Annotated in this window: 18 protein-coding genes; 10 read left to right on the top strand and 8 right to left on the bottom strand. The window is 64.2% G+C overall.

What is annotated here, in order from left to right:
* The first annotated feature begins 31 nt into the window (after positions 1-31).
* Together V6M87_RS21200 and V6M87_RS21195 are read left to right on the top strand one after the other, a co-directional pair.
* On the top strand, positions 32-1267 hold the full coding sequence (locus V6M87_RS21200) for a GTP-binding protein (RefSeq protein ID WP_332878654.1): 1236 nt from the start codon (positions 32-34) through the stop codon (positions 1265-1267).
* A 57-nt stretch (positions 1268-1324) separates the two neighbouring features.
* Complete coding sequence (locus tag V6M87_RS21195; RefSeq protein ID WP_332878653.1) at positions 1325-1513, top strand: hypothetical protein; 189 nt, start codon at positions 1325-1327, stop codon at positions 1511-1513.
* Between the two features lie 23 nt (positions 1514-1536).
* Here the strand turns inward: V6M87_RS21195 and V6M87_RS21190 are convergent, their stop codons facing one another.
* Positions 1537-2544 (bottom strand): CobW family GTP-binding protein, encoded by a 1008-nt coding sequence (locus V6M87_RS21190; RefSeq protein WP_332878652.1) that lies wholly within the window; start codon positions 2542-2544, stop codon positions 1537-1539.
* On the bottom strand, positions 2541-3359 hold the full coding sequence (locus tag V6M87_RS21185) for a HoxN/HupN/NixA family nickel/cobalt transporter (protein ID WP_332878651.1): 819 nt from the start codon (positions 3357-3359) through the stop codon (positions 2541-2543). The genes V6M87_RS21190 and V6M87_RS21185 overlap by 4 nt, the downstream gene beginning before the upstream one ends.
* A gap of 347 nt (positions 3360-3706) precedes the next feature.
* On the opposite strand from V6M87_RS21185, the gene V6M87_RS21180 reads away from it, so the two are divergent.
* The 5 genes from V6M87_RS21180 to V6M87_RS21160 are packed head-to-tail and all read left to right on the top strand — an operon-like array spanning position 3707 to position 8130.
* On the top strand, positions 3707-4261 hold the full coding sequence (locus V6M87_RS21180; protein WP_332878650.1) for a carboxymuconolactone decarboxylase family protein: 555 nt from the start codon (positions 3707-3709) through the stop codon (positions 4259-4261).
* Positions 4261-5337, top strand: coding sequence for an acyl-CoA dehydrogenase family protein (locus V6M87_RS21175; protein WP_332878649.1), 1077 nt, complete (start codon positions 4261-4263; stop codon positions 5335-5337). Before V6M87_RS21180 ends, V6M87_RS21175 begins: the two co-directional genes overlap by 1 nt.
* The gene (locus V6M87_RS21170) at positions 5334-6110 is read left to right on the top strand and encodes an ABC transporter ATP-binding protein (protein WP_332878648.1); all 777 of its coding nucleotides are present in this window, start codon (positions 5334-5336) and stop codon (positions 6108-6110) included. Before V6M87_RS21175 ends, V6M87_RS21170 begins: the two co-directional genes overlap by 4 nt.
* Positions 6111-6130: 20 nt before the next feature.
* Complete coding sequence (locus tag V6M87_RS21165) at positions 6131-7357, top strand: ABC transporter substrate-binding protein (RefSeq protein WP_332878647.1); 1227 nt, start codon at positions 6131-6133, stop codon at positions 7355-7357.
* Positions 7357-8130 carry an ABC transporter permease gene (locus V6M87_RS21160; RefSeq protein WP_332878646.1) on the top strand — a complete coding sequence of 258 codons (774 nt, stop codon included), beginning with the start codon at positions 7357-7359 and terminating at the stop codon, positions 8128-8130. Before V6M87_RS21165 ends, V6M87_RS21160 begins: the two co-directional genes overlap by 1 nt.
* Here the strand turns inward: V6M87_RS21160 and V6M87_RS21155 are convergent.
* The 6 genes from V6M87_RS21155 to V6M87_RS21130 all read right to left on the bottom strand — a co-directional run bounded on the left by V6M87_RS21155 (position 8127) and on the right by V6M87_RS21130 (position 11428).
* Positions 8127-8618, bottom strand: a complete 492-nt coding sequence (locus tag V6M87_RS21155) for a GNAT family N-acetyltransferase (protein WP_332878645.1) — start codon at positions 8616-8618, stop codon at positions 8127-8129. The two genes, V6M87_RS21160 and V6M87_RS21155, sit on opposite strands and share 4 nt — an antisense overlap.
* A 121-nt stretch (positions 8619-8739) precedes the next feature.
* Positions 8740-9174, bottom strand: a complete 435-nt coding sequence (locus tag V6M87_RS21150; protein WP_332878644.1) for a YeeE/YedE family protein — start codon at positions 9172-9174, stop codon at positions 8740-8742.
* 9 nt (positions 9175-9183) lie between these two features.
* Complete coding sequence (locus V6M87_RS21145; protein ID WP_332878643.1) at positions 9184-9615, bottom strand: YeeE/YedE family protein; 432 nt, start codon at positions 9613-9615, stop codon at positions 9184-9186.
* Entirely contained in the window at positions 9612-9947 is a 336-nt protein-coding gene (locus tag V6M87_RS21140) for an ArsR/SmtB family transcription factor (protein ID WP_332878642.1), read from the bottom strand. The genes V6M87_RS21145 and V6M87_RS21140 overlap by 4 nt, the downstream gene beginning before the upstream one ends.
* Before the next feature lie 127 nt (positions 9948-10074).
* The gene (locus V6M87_RS21135) at positions 10075-10887 is read right to left on the bottom strand and encodes a TlpA disulfide reductase family protein (protein WP_332878641.1); all 813 of its coding nucleotides are present in this window, start codon (positions 10885-10887) and stop codon (positions 10075-10077) included.
* 52 nt (positions 10888-10939) lie between these two features.
* Entirely contained in the window at positions 10940-11428 is a 489-nt protein-coding gene (locus V6M87_RS21130) for a DUF6328 family protein (RefSeq protein ID WP_332878640.1), read from the bottom strand.
* A 367-nt stretch (positions 11429-11795) separates the two neighbouring features.
* Here V6M87_RS21130 and V6M87_RS21125 point away from each other — a divergent pair, with 367 nt between their 5' ends.
* Genes V6M87_RS21125 through V6M87_RS21115 form a run of 3 tightly spaced genes read left to right on the top strand, consistent with a single transcriptional unit; the run spans position 11796 to position 16637 of the window.
* Positions 11796-14060 carry an alpha,alpha-trehalose-phosphate synthase (UDP-forming) gene (locus V6M87_RS21125; protein WP_332878639.1) on the top strand — a complete coding sequence of 755 codons (2265 nt, stop codon included), beginning with the start codon at positions 11796-11798 and terminating at the stop codon, positions 14058-14060.
* A complete protein-coding gene (gene otsB / locus V6M87_RS21120; protein ID WP_332878638.1) occupies positions 14057-14806 on the top strand; it encodes a trehalose-phosphatase in 750 nt (249 codons plus the stop codon). The genes V6M87_RS21125 and otsB overlap by 4 nt, the downstream gene beginning before the upstream one ends.
* 16 nt (positions 14807-14822) lie before the next feature.
* Positions 14823-16637 (top strand): glycoside hydrolase family 15 protein, encoded by a 1815-nt coding sequence (locus V6M87_RS21115; RefSeq protein ID WP_332878637.1) that lies wholly within the window; start codon positions 14823-14825, stop codon positions 16635-16637.
* The last annotated feature ends 2 nt before the right edge of the window (positions 16638-16639 follow it).

The following is a 16639-nucleotide window of genomic DNA, read 5'->3' as shown; positions in this document are numbered from 1 at the left end:
AACTAAATTGCAATAGAACAGGGTATTTCCAATGACTGAACCAGATCGCCGCCTGCCCGCCGTGATTCTTTCCGGGTTTCTCGGCGCCGGCAAGACCACGCTCCTCAATCACATCCTGGCCAACCGCGAAGGGCTGCGCGTTGCCATTATCGTCAACGACATGAGCGAGATAAATATCGATGCGGCGCTGATCGCCAGCGGCACGGTCAGCGCCGGTGCGGCCCTGTCGCGCACCGAAGAGCGCATGGTGGAGATGAGCAACGGCTGTATCTGCTGCACCTTGCGCGAGGACCTGCTGTTTGAAGTACGCAGGCTGGCCGCCGAAGGCCGCTTCGACTACCTGCTGATCGAGTCGACCGGCATCGCCGAGCCGATGCCGGTGGCCGCCACCTTCGATTTCCGTACCGAAGAGGGCTTTTCACTGAATGATGTGGCGCGCATCGACACGATGGTGACGGTGGTCGATGGCAATGCCTTCCTGGATGACTATCTCGGCATCGACTTTCTCGGCCAGCGTGGCGAGACGGCCGGGGAGGGCGACGAGCGCACCCTTGGGGCCCTGCTGGCCGAACAGGTGGAATTCGCCGACGTTATCGTCGTCAACAAGACCGATTTGATGGACGACGCCAGGCGCGCCGCGCTTGGCGCCAGCTTGACAGCGCTCAATCCCCTTGCGAAGATCATCTTCGCCGAGCGCGGACGGGTGCCGCTCGGCGAGGTGCTGGGAACCGGCAAGTTCGACCTGGAACGGGCCAGCCAGATGTCCGGTTGGGCCCGTGAACTGGCTGGCGAGCATACCCCTGAGACCGAGGAATATGGCATCGCCAGTTTCGTTGTCCGTGATCGACGCCCATTGCACCCGCAGCGTTTCGACGACTTCCTTTCACTCAATTTCCCTGGACTGTTGCGCGCCAAAGGCTATGTCTGGCTGGCCAGTCGCCCTGACTGGGCGGTGTCGTACGCGCTGGCCGGACGTGTTGCCAGTGTCGAGCCGGTGGGGCGCTGGTGGGCCGCGAGCGAGCGCAGCAACTGGCCGCCGCTGGGCGATCCGGACCGGGACGAGATCGAGGCCACCTGGGAAGAGCCGTATGGCGACCGGGTCAATGAAGTGGTGTTCATTGGACAGGCGCTCGACCGCACCCGCGTGGAACAGGCATTCGCACATTGTTTGCTCACCGACAGCGAGTTGCAAGGTGGTGTGCAGGCCTGGGGAACATTGCAGGATCCGTTTCCGGATTGGCAAGCCGAACAGTTCGAAGAGTCCTAAGCGTAAGCCGCACGCGCTGGTCGTGACGGCGCAACAATGCACCGAAGCCGGCGTTTCATGCTCACGATGACAGTGCGGCGGCTTGGGTCGCCGCGCTTGCCGCAGGCGGCCCGGCGTTTCATTCCTTACGCGCGCGTGAAAATCACACCACGGCTGAAACAGCTGTACCTGCAGACCTGGGACTCGCCGTATGCCGTGCCGCTCGACATCACCCGCCAGTATCCGCGACCGCGCAAGTCGGCATGATGCATGCCGGGCGGCGGCGCTTGTCAGTGCACGCTGCTCGCGTGCGTCAGGCATTGCCCGAGGCGCTGCATGAACAGGTCTTGCGGCAGGCCGCAGCCGATAAATTGCAACACGCTTGCGCGGCGCTCGGAGGCGCCCCACAGGCGCCCGCTGGTCGACACCATCTGTGTCTGCAGGCCCTGGAAGATCACCTGCGCCGGGATACCCGCCACCTCGATCACGCCTTTGTAACGCAGCATGGCCTCGCCGTGGTGCTGGAATAGTGCGGACATCAGCGCCTCCAGCTTGCCTGCCACGAACGGGCGCGTGGCCCGAAACACAAACGATGAAATCAGCGCGTCGTGGCGCTCGCCGCCATCGTGTGACCACGCCGGCACGCACGTGACGATGTCGTCATGGCCGCAGGCATCGATGTCATGCAAGTGCGACAGATCGGTATGTCCGAAGTGCGCGAGCATCACCGGCGCGCGCGCGTTGATCGCATGCAGGCGCTCAATCAGGCTGTGCAGGTGCGCCGGTGACACCAGGTCGGACTTCGCTACCAGTATGCGGTCGGCCAACCTGATCTGCTCGCGGACTACGCGGAATTGCTCGACATGCCGGGCGGCGTCGAAGGCGTCGACCATGGTGATGCGCGCGTCGAGCCGGTAGTGCGCGGCGATCTGCCGGTCGGCCAGAAAAGCCTGGGCAGTCGCAGCGGGCGCGTCGAGCCCGCTCGTTTCGAGCAGCAAACGCGCAAAGTGAATCCCGCCTGCGGCGCGGCGGCGCGCCAGTTGTAGCATGGCGTCCAGCGGGTCGCCGCACACCGTGCAGCAGAGATGGCCAGCGTCGCTCGCGCAGATAGCGTCCACGCTGTCGATGGCCAGGCCAGGCTGATCGCCTGCGTGCGTGAACGCCTGCACGACGACGGCAAAGCGCTTGCCACTGTCCGCGTCCAGGAGCCGGCGCAACAAGCTTGTCTTGCCCGATCCGAAGAATCCGGTTACCACCGTGACCGGCACCCGCTCTGCGATGGCGGCCGGGCCGGTCATGCTTGCTTGCTTGTTTGCACGGTCGCCTGACGCAGGCGCCAGCAGGTGAATGCATACGCCAGCGCCATGGTGAGGAACAGCCCACTGCCCAGCATGGTTATCGACAGATCGCCGAACGCGAGACCGGGTGCCAGTTGCATGGCGATCTCGTAGCTGGCCATCGCGTAAGAAATCACGACGACAATCCAGCCGATCCGGCGCCTGTAAGCGGCAGCGCCGCCGCGTCCTGCCGTCTGGTGCAGAAGGCGGACCACAAGACGCCCGTCGAGGGTGTCGGTCAGCACCATCCCCGCGGTGAAGGTCAATCCGGCCAGCAGGGCCGCCATGGCGCCTGAACTGGAAGCGGCGGCATAGCCCCAGGCTGCAGCTTGCGTCGCCGTGTCGAATACCAGTGCGAACAGTACGCCGATGAGCACGATGGCAAGCGGATGCGAACTATTGCGCAAGCGCCGTGGCAGGAATTGCGTCTTCCAGCCGCGCGGCTGAAATTGGCGGCTGCCAAGCAGCTCGCGCAGGTTGAGGGTGCCAACGACAAGGAGCAGCAGCGTCGGCAACCAGTCCAGCACGAGGTGAACTGCAGGCGAGAGCGTGATGCCACTGACCCAGGCGCCAAGCGCCACCGCGATGGCCGTCACTGCAAGTCCATGACCGAGCGCGAAAAAGGTGCCGATCCACGCCGCCAGGCGTGGCCGCTCGGGAAAGACGCGGTAGGTCATGCTGTCGATCATGGCGATGTGGTCCGGGTCGAAACCATGCCGCAATCCCAGCAGAAACATCAGCCACAGGCCCGGGTTTGGCAAAAGTGCTGCTTCCATATTTTTTTCCATCGCAGCTTGCTTGCGTCTGAGAGGTCGCGGTTTCGCGGATGGGCAGTGAACACTTGCGGAGACAGTGTTGCATCTGCAATCCGGTTGCACGCGACGCGAGGTGGTACAGGTGGCTGAAAGGCGGTCTTTCGTCCCGTCTGTATTCTAGGGAGATTTTCTATTAAATGCAAGTTAGTTGCAATTAGAATGCGGGCGAGCTGGCAAGTGAAAGTGCACTTGATCGTTCAGGCAAGTCGTTGCTGCATCACCGGCGCCGTGGTGCATGCGCAGGGCGAGTGGATCGCGCCGCCGCCACCCGGTAGAATTGCGGCCACAATCATTCAGAAAGCACTGCCATGTCCCGCCTGACCCTGCATACCCAAGACACCGCCCCCGAGGCCAGCGCTGCCTTCGTCGCCAAGGCAATTGCCAACAACGGCTTCCTGCCCAACCTGATCGGCGTGCTGGCCAATTCGCCGCAAGCGCTCCAGACCTACATGACGGTGTCAGGCATCAACGCCGAAACCAGCCTGACGCTGGCCGAGCGCGAGGTGGTGCAAATCACGGCCGCGCGCATCCATGGCTGCGACTTCTGCGTCGCCGGCCACACCGCCGTGGCGCTCAAAAAAGCCCAGTTGCCGGTGGAATTGGTGCGCGCGCTGCAGCAGGGTGTCGATTGCGGCGACGCCAGGCTCGATGCCGTGCGCCGCTTTGCCGAAGCCGTCATCGCCACCCGCGGCGCCGTGCCCGACGACGGTTTTCAATCCTTCATCGAGGCTGGCTACAACGAGCAGCAGGCGCTGGAAGTGGTGCTGGGGATTAGCCTGGCCACGCTGTGTAACTTTGCCAATACGCTGGCCGGCACTGCCATCAACCCGCAGCTGCAAGCCTACGCCAGCGGGGCCATCTGATGCCGGGCAGCGAGCTGCTCACGCCCGGCCTGCGCGACTGGCTGCAGGCCAACGCCGACCTGCTCGACACCACCGCCGAGCTGGCCGACGCCGTCGTGCCGCGCCTGGCCGATGCCGGTTTGCTGCGCGCTGGCGTGCCGGTCGAACTGGGCGGCAGCGGCGGCAGTATCGGCAGCGCGATTGCGGCCATCAGCGCTGTAGCCGAGCATTCGCTGGCGGCCGCCTTCGTGTTCTGGGGCCAGCGCACTTTCATCGAATACATCCTGCAAAGTCCGAACGCGGCCCTGCGCGCCCGCTGGCTGGCGCCACTGCTGGCCGGGACGGTGAACGGCGCGACCGGCCTGTCGAATGCGATGAAATTTTTATCCGGCATCGAGTCGCTGCAGATCAGCGCAACCCCGACCGACGACGGCTGGCAGCTCGATGGCGCACTGGCCTGGATCACGAATCTGCGCAAGGACGGTTTCATTGCCGCCGCTGCCGTGCAAGTGGCGGGCGATGCGCCGCCGGCCATCGTCGCGTTCACTAGCGGCAGCGCCGGGGTCACGCGCAGCGCCGATCTCGACCTGATGGCCCTGCGTGGCAGCAATACTGCCGCGGTCAAGCTCGAGGCGGTGCAGATCGATGCCGAACACGTGATCCATCTCGACGCGCGCGCCTATCTGCCAGGCGTGCGGCCGAGTTTCCTGGGCATGCAATGCGGGATGTCGATTGGCCTGGCGCGCGCCGCCTTGCGCTCGGCGCATGCGCTCTCAACCAGCATGCGCGGCCCGTTGTTGCCACGCATCGAAGCGGCGCAGGCCGCCCTGGCGCAGCAGGAGGCCACATTGATCGAAGGCGTCGAGGACGGCCGCTTTAAAACCGCCGCCGCGCCGCTGTTCCGCCTGCGCATTGCGCTGGCCGACAGTGTGCAGGAGGCCGTCATGCTGGAATTGCAGGCCAGCGGCGGCAAGGCGTATTTGCAGGACCGCGACACCAGTTTCGCGCGACGCTGGCGCGAAGCCGCGTTCGTGCCGATCATCACGCCGAGCCTGACGCAGTTGCAGGTGGAACTGCAGAAACACGCGGCGGCATGACGGCGCTGGCGGCGGTACCTGTCACTGCGCTGTACGCCAGTGACGTGCGCATCGGTTACGGTGCCAAAGCCGTGGTCGAGGACATCACGCTGGCCATCGACAAGCAGGAAATCGTCTGCCTGCTGGGCGGCAGCGGTTGCGGCAAGTCGACGCTGCTGCGCGGCCTGGCCGGCCTGTCGGGCTTGCAGCACGGCAGCGTCAGCTTTCTTGGTGAACCCTTGCTGGCGCCCCATCCGCGCGCCGCGCTGGTGTTCCAGCAACCGAGCCTGCTGCCCTGGCTGGACGTGACCGGCAACGTCGGTTTTGGCCTCGACTTCGCCCGCCAGCCAGCGCTGGAACGCAGCGCGCGCGCGGCCCGCGTGGCCGCCGCGATCGACGCGGTCGGCCTGAGCACGCACGCGAAAGCCTTCCCGGCGCAGCTGTCCGGCGGCCAGGCCCAGCGCGTGGCGCTGGCGCGCGCACTGGCGCGCCAGCCCGAACTGCTGTTTGCCGACGAACCATTTTCCGCGCTCGACGCCATCACGCGCGCCGAGATGCAGGCGCTGCTGGTCGAACTGGTGCATCGCTGGCACACGGCCGTGCTGCTGGTGACGCACGATATCGACGAAGCGATCCTGGTGGCCGACCGCATCGTGCTGATGGCAGGGCAGCCTGGTCGCCTGGTGCGCACATGGCATGTCGACATTCCCCGTCCGCGCCACGCGTACGCCGAACAGGTCATCGCGCTGCGCCTCGAAATCGTCGGCGCACTGCGCACCGGCGCCCCTTTATGAATCACCAACCCGAGAACACAATGCGTAATCCAATTCACATCTGCGCGGCTTCCGATTGCGACTGCGGCATGAGCCGGCGCGACTTTATGCGCATGGCGGCGTTGACCGGCGCCGGCGCCGCCTCCGGCATGCTGTTCGCCGGCGACGCCATGGCGCAGGGCTTCAAGGGCGACGACCAGCCCGTCAAAATTGGCTACCTGCCGATCACCGATGCGGCGCCGCTGCTGGTCGCGCATGGACGCAAGCTGTTCGAAGCCCAAGGCCTGAAAACCGAAACGCCGCGCCTGTTTCGCAGCTGGGCCCAGATCACCGAAGCGTTTGTTGCGGGCCAGGTAAACGTGATTCACATGCTGTCGCCGGCAACCTTGTGGGTGCGTTACGGGTCCAAATTTCCCGCCAAGGTGGTGGCCTGGAACCACATCAATGGCTCCGCGCTGACGGTGCAGAACGAGATCAACACAGTCGCCGAGCTGGGCGGCAAAACCGTGGCGATTCCGTTCTGGTACTCGATCCATAACATCCTGCTGCAAAAAATCCTGACTGCGAACAAGCTGACGGTGGTCACGCGCGGGCGCGGCGATGCCTTGAAACCGAACGAGGTCAACCTGATCGTGATGGCGCCGGCCGAAATGGTCTCGGCGCTGGCGTCGAAGGCGATTGCCGGCTTTATTGTCGCCGAACCGTTCAATGCGGCTGCCGAAATGGCGGGCGTCGGCAAGATCCTGCGGTTTTCCGGCGACGTCTGGAAAAATCACGCCTGCTGCGTCACCTTCCTTGCCGAGCGCGACCTGAACGACAAGCCGGAATGGTCGCAACGCGTCACGAATGCCATCGTCAATGCGCAGCTGTGGTCGCGCTCGAACCAGATCGAGACGGCCAAGCTGCTCTCCAACTCGGACGCACACCGCTACACGCCGCATCCGCTGCAAACGCTGACCAAGGTGCTGGCCGTGACTGATTATTCGGCCTATGAAAAGCGCCGCATCATCGCGCACCCGGCCTGGAACCAGCGCCGCATCGACTTCCAGCCGTTCCCGTTTGCGTCCTACACCGAAGAACTGGTGCGCGCGATCGGCCAGACCAAGGTCGAGGGCGACACCAAGTTCCTGGCCGCGCTCGATCCGAAGTTCGTCGCGCGCGACCTGATCGACGACCGCTTCGTGCGCAAAGCGATCACGCTGGCGGGCGGCCCGGCCGCCTTCGGTCTGCCGCTCGACCTGATGCGCACCGAGACGATCGCCGTCTGATGGCCGGTCGTGTTCTGTGGCCGCTGACCGGCTTCGCGCTGGCAATTTTGCTCTGGGCGCTGGGGGTGCATGGGCTGGAAGCGAGGACGCCGATTGCGGCGGCGTTCGCGCCCCTGCCGACCTTGCACGCACTGGTCGACCTCATCACCGGGCGCGACATCTGGGTGCACACTGCCCTGAGTCTGCAGCGGGTGGGTGTGGGTCTGGCCTGCGCCATCCTGTTCGGTGTGCCGCTCGGGCTGTTGATCGGCATGTCGGGCGCATTTGCGCGCGCCAGCACGCCGTTGTTCCAGCTGCTGCGCATGGTCTCGCCGCTGTCCTGGATGCCGCTGGCGGTGATGGTGCTGGGTGTGGGCGATGCGCCGGTGTATTTCCTGCTCGGTTTCGCGGCCGTGTGGCCGGTCATGCTCAGCACGGTGGCGGGCGTCATGCAGCTTGACCCCAACTGGATGCTGCTGGCGCGCAGCCTGTCGGCCACCAAGTGGGAAACGGTCTGGCGCCTGGTGCTTCCGGGTATCACGGCGCAAATCCTGACCGGTGTGCGCCTGGCAATCGGCATCATCTGGATCGTGCTGGTGCCGGCCGAAATGCTGGGGGTGTCGGCAGGGCTGGGCTATTTTATTCTCGATACCCGCGACCGGCTGGCGTATTCGGAACTGATGGCGGCCATCATCCTGATCGGCGTGCTCGGCTACGCGCTCGATTATGCCGCGCGGGCGGCACATGCGCGCTGGCTGCATGCGCGGCCGAGCGCACCCATGCGGCCCGATTAGCCGGCGGCGCGCACCATGAAGCGGGCCTCGGCGCCATACGAGGCAAGCTTGGTCCGCAGTGCCGCTGAATCCGTGACGACGAAACCATGGCGCGACCAAAACGGCATGGAGCCGTTCACGGCCACCAGGCACAATCGTTCGAGGCGCAAGGACGCTGCCTTGGCCAGCAGGATCGCGATGGCAGCCGTGCCGGCCCCTGCGCCCTGCGTTTCCGGCAACAAGGCCAGGTCGTGCAGGTACAGCGCATCGGCGCTGGCCGGAATCGCGCCGAGCAGGGTATTGAGCGGCGCCGGCTGGGTGCCATGCCAGGGATGGGCAAAACAATAGCCGGCCACGGCCGCGCCACTTTCCAGTACCAGCGCGCCGCCTGCGTGCAGGGATAGCTTGTCCGCGAAAATGTCGCGCTCTTCCGGAAAATCGGGATGGACCCGGCCGGCGATGGCGACGACTGCGTCAAGGTCCGCGGGGTGCATTTGCCGCCACTTCATGTCGTTCTCCAATTTAACGCGCCTGGTGCGCATTGTCAGTGCTGAACGCGGCAAGCTTCGCCTGACCTGCTGCTGCATGGACTGGACGGCCTGAAGTTGTATCGCGCCAGGAATTGAGGCGTCAGGCGGTCTGCTTGCGACGGCTCGGCACGCGTTCCAGCACTTCAAACACGAGCATGCCCGCGACCATGGCCGCGACAAACAGCCATGGCTTGGCGCCACCGCTGGCCAGCGACGCCAGTGCTGGTCCGGGACAATAGCCGGCCAGGCCCCAGCCGACGCCAAAGGTCAGGCTGCCCAGAACCAGGCGGCGATCAATCCCGGTTGCCGTGGGCATGCGCATGGCAGCGCCGGTCAGCGACTGTGTGCGTCCCCGCGCCCAGCGTGCTGCAAACAGCATGACCAGAATGGCGCCGACCATGACGAAACCGAGCGACGGATCCCAGCGACCTGCCAGGTCGAGAAAGCCGATGACCTTGGCAGGATTGGTCATGCCGGAGAGGATCAGGCCAATGCCAAAGATGAGCCCGGTAATAAGCGATGTGATGATGTGCATGGCGGTTTTTTATCCGAAAAGATGGCGCAGGGTGAACACGGTGACGAAGCCGGCGGTCATGAAGGCGGCGGTGGCGACCAGCGAGCGCATCGAACCACGCGACAGGCCGCACACGCCGTGGCCGCTCGTGCAACCCGAGCCGTAGCGGGTGCCGATGCCGACCAGCAAGCCCGCCACGACCAGCGTTGCGGTGCCGGCGTCCACTTGTACCGTGGGTAGCGGCGCGACGATGCCATACACGGGCGGTGCGCCAACCAGTCCGAGCAGGAATGCAATGCGCCAGGCCATGTCGCCGGCAGGCCGTTGCAGCAAGCCACCCAGGATGCCGCTGATGCCGGCAATTCTCCCGTTGAAAAGCAGGAAGAGTGCGGCCGCCAGGCCAATCAGGATGCCACCGGCCAGGGAGGCCCAGGGCGTGAAATTTGTCCAGTCAATCGTCATGACGCTGTGCCTTTCGGTTTTTCACAATAGTGCTGATACAGGACCTGCATGATGGCCTGCGCTTCGTTACTGGCAATGCTGTAGAAAATCTGCTTTCCTTCGCGCTGGGTGCGCACCAGATCCTCGTCGCGCAACACGCCAAGCTGTTGGGAAAGGGTAGGTTGCTGGATTCCCAGGATGGCCGCAAGTTCGCTCACACACTGAGGCCCTTGTGTGAGCTGGCATAGCAACAGCAGCCGGTCCGGGTTGGCGAGCACTTTCAACAAACCACACGCGGCACTCGCGGCAACGCGCATCTGGTTGATATCCAGTGAATTTTTAACATCGGGCATGGTTCATACAGGTGGAATGCGAAGACCTGATAATATACCAAACAATATAATATGAAAATATATATTGTAAGTGTGCAGATGTTGACGTCGCGTCGTTGGTGCATTGGCTTGCAAGCCTCAAAGCAACTTACGGAAGCTTTTGCAGACCTTCGATTTTGTCTTCCAGCGTTGCGCGCGACAGTTCACCCATGTGGCGCTGGACCAGCTGGCCCTTGGCGTCATAGAACAGCGTCGTCGGATAGCCTGACGAAGCAGTACGCGCGCTCAGTTGTTTGGCCCGGTCGATCAGCACATTCTGCGTCTGCAGCCCTTGCGCGGCGAGATATTGCTGGACGATTTCGGCCGATTCGCCCTGGTTCACGAAGACGAACGCCATCTCGGGGTGGGCCCGCTGGGTCATCTGCATTGCCGGCATCTCGCGCCGGCACGGCGGGCACCAGCTTGCCCACAGATTGACCACCATCGGGCGGCCGGTAAAATCGGTCAGCGTTACGGCTGACCCGTCCAGTCGGCGCAGGTCAACTGCCGGCACTGGCGCTCGCGCCGAAAAAAGTGCCTGATTGAGCGCCGTTGCGCCAATAAAAAGAGTGCAGCCAAGCAGCGCTGCAGCGAAAACGGGCTTGCGCAGCAGCGGGGTTCGTCTCGACAGTTCGGCGCCGATCACGCATGCGGTCACAAAACCGGCCACACTGTCGAAGCCGCCATCACGCATATCAAGCACCGCCAACGGCGTGCTCGCGTACAGATCGGCATGGCGCAGGACGAAGACGAGCCGGGCTGCCCCAAAGCCACCAAAGATCATTTTCCATAGAATCGGACCTGGATCGACACTACGTGACGCGCGAAACCATGCGCCCACCGCATGTGCAAGCAAGATACTGGTCAGCACCAGCGCGACCTGGATCGGAATCACGAGGGGGCCTAATTTGACTGCATCCAAAAGCGACTCCTGGTCCGATCCTGAAAATAGCGCCAGCATAGATCATCGGTTGTTAAAACCGCGACGAGCGCTGCAAATGCATCGGCAGCAGCCACCACAGTACCAGGATCAGCAATGCAATCGAGCCACTGGCGGCCAGGCCGGCGACCGTGCCGAACACCTCGGAGATCACCAGATTGGTCGCAAGGGTGAACGCGAACGCAAGGGCCAGGGCGCCGGCCACGATGAACTTGCTGGCCAGCTGCTTGAACGCGGCCCGGTCCGCCAGCGGCCGGATCACCCGGTGCTGGATGGCAGGGGCGCTGAGCAACAACAGGCTGGTCATCGAACAGATGAAGGTGCCCAGGAATACCAGCTTTTCGCTGTGCACAATATGCTGGAAACCGCCGTTGAAGGGCAGGATGATCAGAAAGGCGGTCAGCATTTGCGCGCCCGGCAACAGGATTCTCTGCTCGCTGAGCATGTCGGAGAAATCGCCGTCGTCATGGATGTCAGCCGTGAGGGACGCTTGCAGGGGGGCTGCTGATGGTGTGTTTGGCATGGGGCGCAAAAAAGTCAGCAATTTAGCATGGCGCCGCTGCGGCGCGTAAAAAGTGGTGTGTACGATAACAAAATTGGCAAAAATACATTCTCTGCTACACTTAATCCGTATGCCGGTCGTGCGGAATCGTTCATGGCGCAACTGGCAAACGACGGCGGCGTGGCGCGTCTTGCGTGCGTCCTCTGCGTCCCCGGCGTGCATTGCCCTCGCTTGCCATTCATCGCCCTCTGCTTGTTCTTCCTGCCGGCACCGTTCCAAGCTGCGCGCCGTTGTCGCTCCGCATCCAGCGGAGCCACGCCGCCCTGTCGAATGAAAGGATACCTGTGACGCTGAACTTTGCCATGCCCTGCTGTGAATGGGCTCTCTCATGACTACCCCGACCCGCTTTCGCCCCGTGCTGCTGGTGTTGCGCTTCATCGTGCCGCTGGCGGTGGTACTTGGCCTGGTCGGCTACCTGGTGGTGCCGCTGATGGACAAGGCCACCACGCGCTGGTTTGTGCGCGACCTCGACATCCGCTCGAAATCGCTGGCGAATGCCTTGCAGGACCCGCTGCTCGACTACATTCCGCAAAAGTCGGGCAAGCGGATCGACCAGTTATTCAACCGGGCGATCCAGGACGAGCGCCTGTATGCCCTGGGTTTTTGCGACCCGGCCGGCAAGCTGCTGTACGCGACGGCGACTTATCCGGCCTCGCTCGGCTGCTGGCAGCCGGCCGCTGGCGCCGACGCGGCACTCGTGCAATTGGCGCAGGGATCGGTGCATGTCGCCGAAAGTGCACTGGTCAAAGATGGCATCGGGCTCGGACGCCTGGTGCTGGTGCACGACATGAGTTTCATCGAGCGGCGCAGCGCCGACACGCGCAAATACATCGTCGGCTTCTTCGGCTTGCTGGCGCTGGTGATTTCGCTGGTCAGCCTGCTGATCGCGTACCTGAGCTGGCGCGGCTGGATCAGCGGCGTCAAGGAACTGCTGCGCGGCGAACTGCGACCGCGCGCCAGCGGTGTGACCGACGAGGCCGTGGATCATCCCCTGGCCGACGACTTGCGCGCCATGCTGCACGAGTATCGCCAGGAGCAGCAGGACGAGAGCGGACCGGCCGGCGAGTGGACTGCGGACACGCTGAAACAGCTCCTGCAAAACGATCTGGCGGGTGACCAGGTGCTGGTGGTGTCGAATCGCGAACCGTACATCCACAGCCGCACGCCCGACGGTATCGAAATCAAGCGCCCGGCGAGCGGCCTCGTCACCGCCGTCGAAGCGGTCATGCGCGCCTGCTCGGGCACCTGGATTGCGCACGGCGCCGGCAGCGCCGACCGCGACACCGTCGACCGCAACGACCACGTGGCCGTACCGCCCGATCATCCGAGCTACACCTTGCGCCGGGTCTGGCTGACGCAGGAAGAGGAACAGGGGTACTATTACGGCTTCGCCAACGAGGGCCTCTGGCCGCTGTGCCACATCGCCCACGTGCGCCCGGTGTTCCGCTCGTCCGACTGGGAACAATATGTGAAGGTCAACCAGCGCTTCGCCGATGCGGTCATTGCCGAGGCAAAGAGCGACAATCCGGTGGTGCTGGTGCAGGATTATCACTTCGCACTGCTGCCGCGCATGGTGCGAGCCGTGCTGCCGAAGGCCACCATCATCACCTTCTGGCACATTCCGTGGCCAAACTCGGAATCGTTCGGCATTTGCCCGTGGCGCGAGGAAATCCTCGACGGCATGCTCGGCAGCACCATCGTCGGTTTTCATACGCCGTTTCACCGCAAGAATTTCCTCGATACCGTCGACCGCTATCTGGAAACGCGCATCGAAACGGAAGCATCGACCGTCAGCTACGGCGGCGAACTGACCCAGGTGCAGCGCTATCCGATTTCGATCGCCTGGCCGGAGCCGCACGAAGGCGAAGCCAGCGTTGCCGATTGTCGTGCCGCGGTGCGCCAGGCGCTCGGTCTGCCCGCTGACCACCTGCTCGGCATCGGGGTCGACCGCCTCGATTACACCAAGGGCATCGTCGAACGGTTTCAGGCGGTCGAACGCCTGCTCGAACTCGAGCCGGCGCTGGTCGGAAAATTCACCTTCGTGCAGATTGCGGCGCCGACCCGTTCCGCGCTGGAGGAATACCAGAACTTCGAGGCGCGCGTGCGCACCCTGGCGCAGCGCATCAACCACAAGTATGGCGACGGCAATTACATGCCGATCATCCTCAAGGCCGAGCACCATGGGCAGGCGCAAATCGCCGAATACTTCCGCGCGTCGGAAGTGTGCATGGTGACCAGCCTGCACGACGGCATGAACCTGGTGGCCAAGGAATACATTGCGGCGCGCGACGATGAGCAGGGCGTCCTGATCCTGAGCCAGTTCACCGGCGCAGCGCGCGAACTGCACGAAGCGCTGATCATCAACCCCTACCATATTGAACAGGGCGCCGAGGCCTTGCAACAAGCCTTGAGCATGCCCCCGGGCGAGCAGGCCGAGCGCATGCGCAGCATGCGCCGGCGCGTCAAGGACTTCAATGTCTATCGCTGGGCCGGCAAGATGCTGCAGGACGCGGCGCGCTTGCGTCAGCGTGCGCGCGTGATGTCCAAAATCGACAAAATCAATGCGCGCAGCAAGCCGCGCCGCGCGGCATGACGCGCATACCACCTACCGGCGAGACGATGCAAAACCTGAAAATTGACCCTGACGACGCCTTGTTCCTCGACCTGGACGGCACCCTGATCGACCTTGCCGACACGCCCTCTGCGGTGCGCGTCGCGCCCGGCCTGGTCGGCGTGCTGGCAGCGCTCTCGCGCCAGCTGGAGGGGAGGCTGGCCATTGTGTCCGGCCGCCCCATCGAGCAGATCGATGCCTTGCTGGCGCCGCTGGTGCTGCCGGCGGCCGGTGTGCACGGCATGCAGCGCCGCGGCGCCGACGGCACCCTGTTCTACGCGCCCTTGCCGTCATTGGCGGCGGCGCGCACCTGCGCGGACGCGCTGGCAGCAAGCTATCCCGACGTCTGGGTGGAAGAAAAGTATGGCGCGCTGGCAGTGCATTTTCGCCAGGCGCCAGAAGCCGGTCCGCTTTGCAAGGCGGCGCTGGCGCAGGTGGTGCGCGGTACGCCGGACTTGCTGCTGATGGAAGGCAAGATGATCGTCGAGGTCAAGGTTGCCGGGGTCGACAAGGGCACCGCGATTGCCGCCTTCATGGCCGCCGCGCCGTTTGCCGGGCATCGCCCGGTGTTTTTCGGCGATGACACCACTGACGAGGCCGGTTTTGCACTGGTGCAGGGCAGTGGCGGCATCGCCATCAAGGTTGGCGCCGGGCCCAGCGTGGCACAGCACCGGATCGGTTCGGCGCCCGCGTTGCGCGCGGCCCTGGCCCAACTGCTTGATCAATGAATGCAAAGGAACTGATATGACCGATTCCACTACCTTTCCGACGGCCTTGCCGCCAGCCTCGCTCGATTGCGGCGTGGTTGGCAATTGCGCCTTCAGCGCGCTGATCGACCAGGCTGGCCAGATGGTCTGGTGCTGCCTGCCGCGCTTCGACGGCGACCCGGTGTTCAACGGACTGCTCGATGCCAGCGAGAAGGGGGGCATCTGGGCCATCGAGATCGAAGACTTCGCGCGCAGCGAGCAGGTCTACGAGCCGAACACGGCCGTACTGCGCACGCGCCTCTATGACAGCATCGGGCGCGGCATTGAAATCACCGACTTCGCGCCGCGCTTCGAGAGCCGTGACCGGATGTTCCGCCCCCTGATGCTGGTGCGCCGGGTGCGCCTGCTGGGCAGCCCGTTGCGCATCCGGGTCCGGCTGCGCCCCCGCTACGACTGGGGCCGCCTGGCGCCGCAGACCACGCAGGGCAGCCACCACGTGCGCTATGTCGGGCCGGAGCAGACGCTGCGCCTGAACACGGATATCTCGCTCAACTACCTGCTCGAAGAATCATATTTCCTGCTCGACCAGACCACCAATTTCATGCTCGGTCCCGACGAAACCCTGGAGGGCGGCATCGGCGACACGGCCGCTGGTTTCGAGAAGGAGACGATCAGCTACTGGCGCACCTGGAGCCGGCGCCTGGCGGTGCCGCTCGAATGGCAGGACGTGGTGATCCGCGCCGCCATCACGCTCAAGCTGTCGCTGTACGAGGACACCGGCGCGATCATCGCGGCAATGACGACGAGTATTCCCGAGGCGCCTGGCAGCAGCCGCAACTGGGATTATCGTTACTGCTGGCTGCGCGATGCGTTCTTCGTGGTGCGCGCGCTCAACAGCCTGTCGGAAGTGGGCACCATGGAAGACTACCTGCGCTGGCTCTCGAACGTGGTGGCGCGCGCCAAGGGCGGCCATATCCAGCCGCTGTATGGCATCGGGCTCGAGGAACAGCTACCCGAATCACTGGTGGAACACCTGCCCGGTTACCGCGGCAACGGTCCGGTGCGGGTGGGCAACCAGGCCCAGGAGCATTTCCAGCACGATGTGTATGGCAACATCATTCTTGGCGCCAGCCAGGCGTTTTTCGACAAGCGCCTGTTCCGCCAGGCCGGTGCTGCCGAATTCGCGGCGCTCGAGGCGGTGGGCGAGCAGGCGTTCCGGGTCTACGACCAGCCTGACGCCGGCATGTGGGAGTTGCGCACCCGCGCGCGCGTGCACACCTCGTCCGTCCTGATGAGCTGGGCCGCGTGCGACCGGCTCGCCAAGATCGCCGCCGCACTGGCGCTCGATGCGCGCGCCGCCATGTGGGCCGCACGTGCCGACCTGATCCGCGAACGCCTGCTGCACGAAGCGTGGAGCGAGGAACGCCAGGCCTTCGCCGAAAGCCTGGGCGGGCGCGACCTCGACGCCAGCGTGCTGTTAATGGCGGAAATCAATTTTATCGATCCCATGGACCCACGCTTCATTGCCACCGTCGATGCGCTCGAGCTGTCGCTGTGCGATGGCCCGTACATGCGCCGCTACGAGGCGCCGGACGATTTTGGCAAACCGGAGACGGCCTTCAACATTTGCACGTTCTGGCGCATCGATGCGCTGGCGCGGATTGGCAGGGTGGAGCAGGCGCGCGAAATTTTCAACGCCATGCTGGCGGCGCGTAACCACGTGGGGCTGCTGTCGGAAGACACCCATCCGGTCACCGGAGAGATGTGGGGCAATTTCCCGCAGACCTATTCGATGGTGGGGCTGATCAATTGCGCGGTGCGCTTGTCGGCGCCGTGGCACAGCGTCGTGTAGTG

The organism is Massilia sp. S19_KUP03_FR1 (assembly GCF_036688685.1).
In the GTDB taxonomy this organism is placed as follows: Bacteria; Pseudomonadota; Gammaproteobacteria; order Burkholderiales; family Burkholderiaceae_D; genus JALYUM01.
The sequence above is the reverse complement of the archived record's forward strand: the minus strand, read 5'-3'. Positions and strand labels throughout refer to the sequence as shown.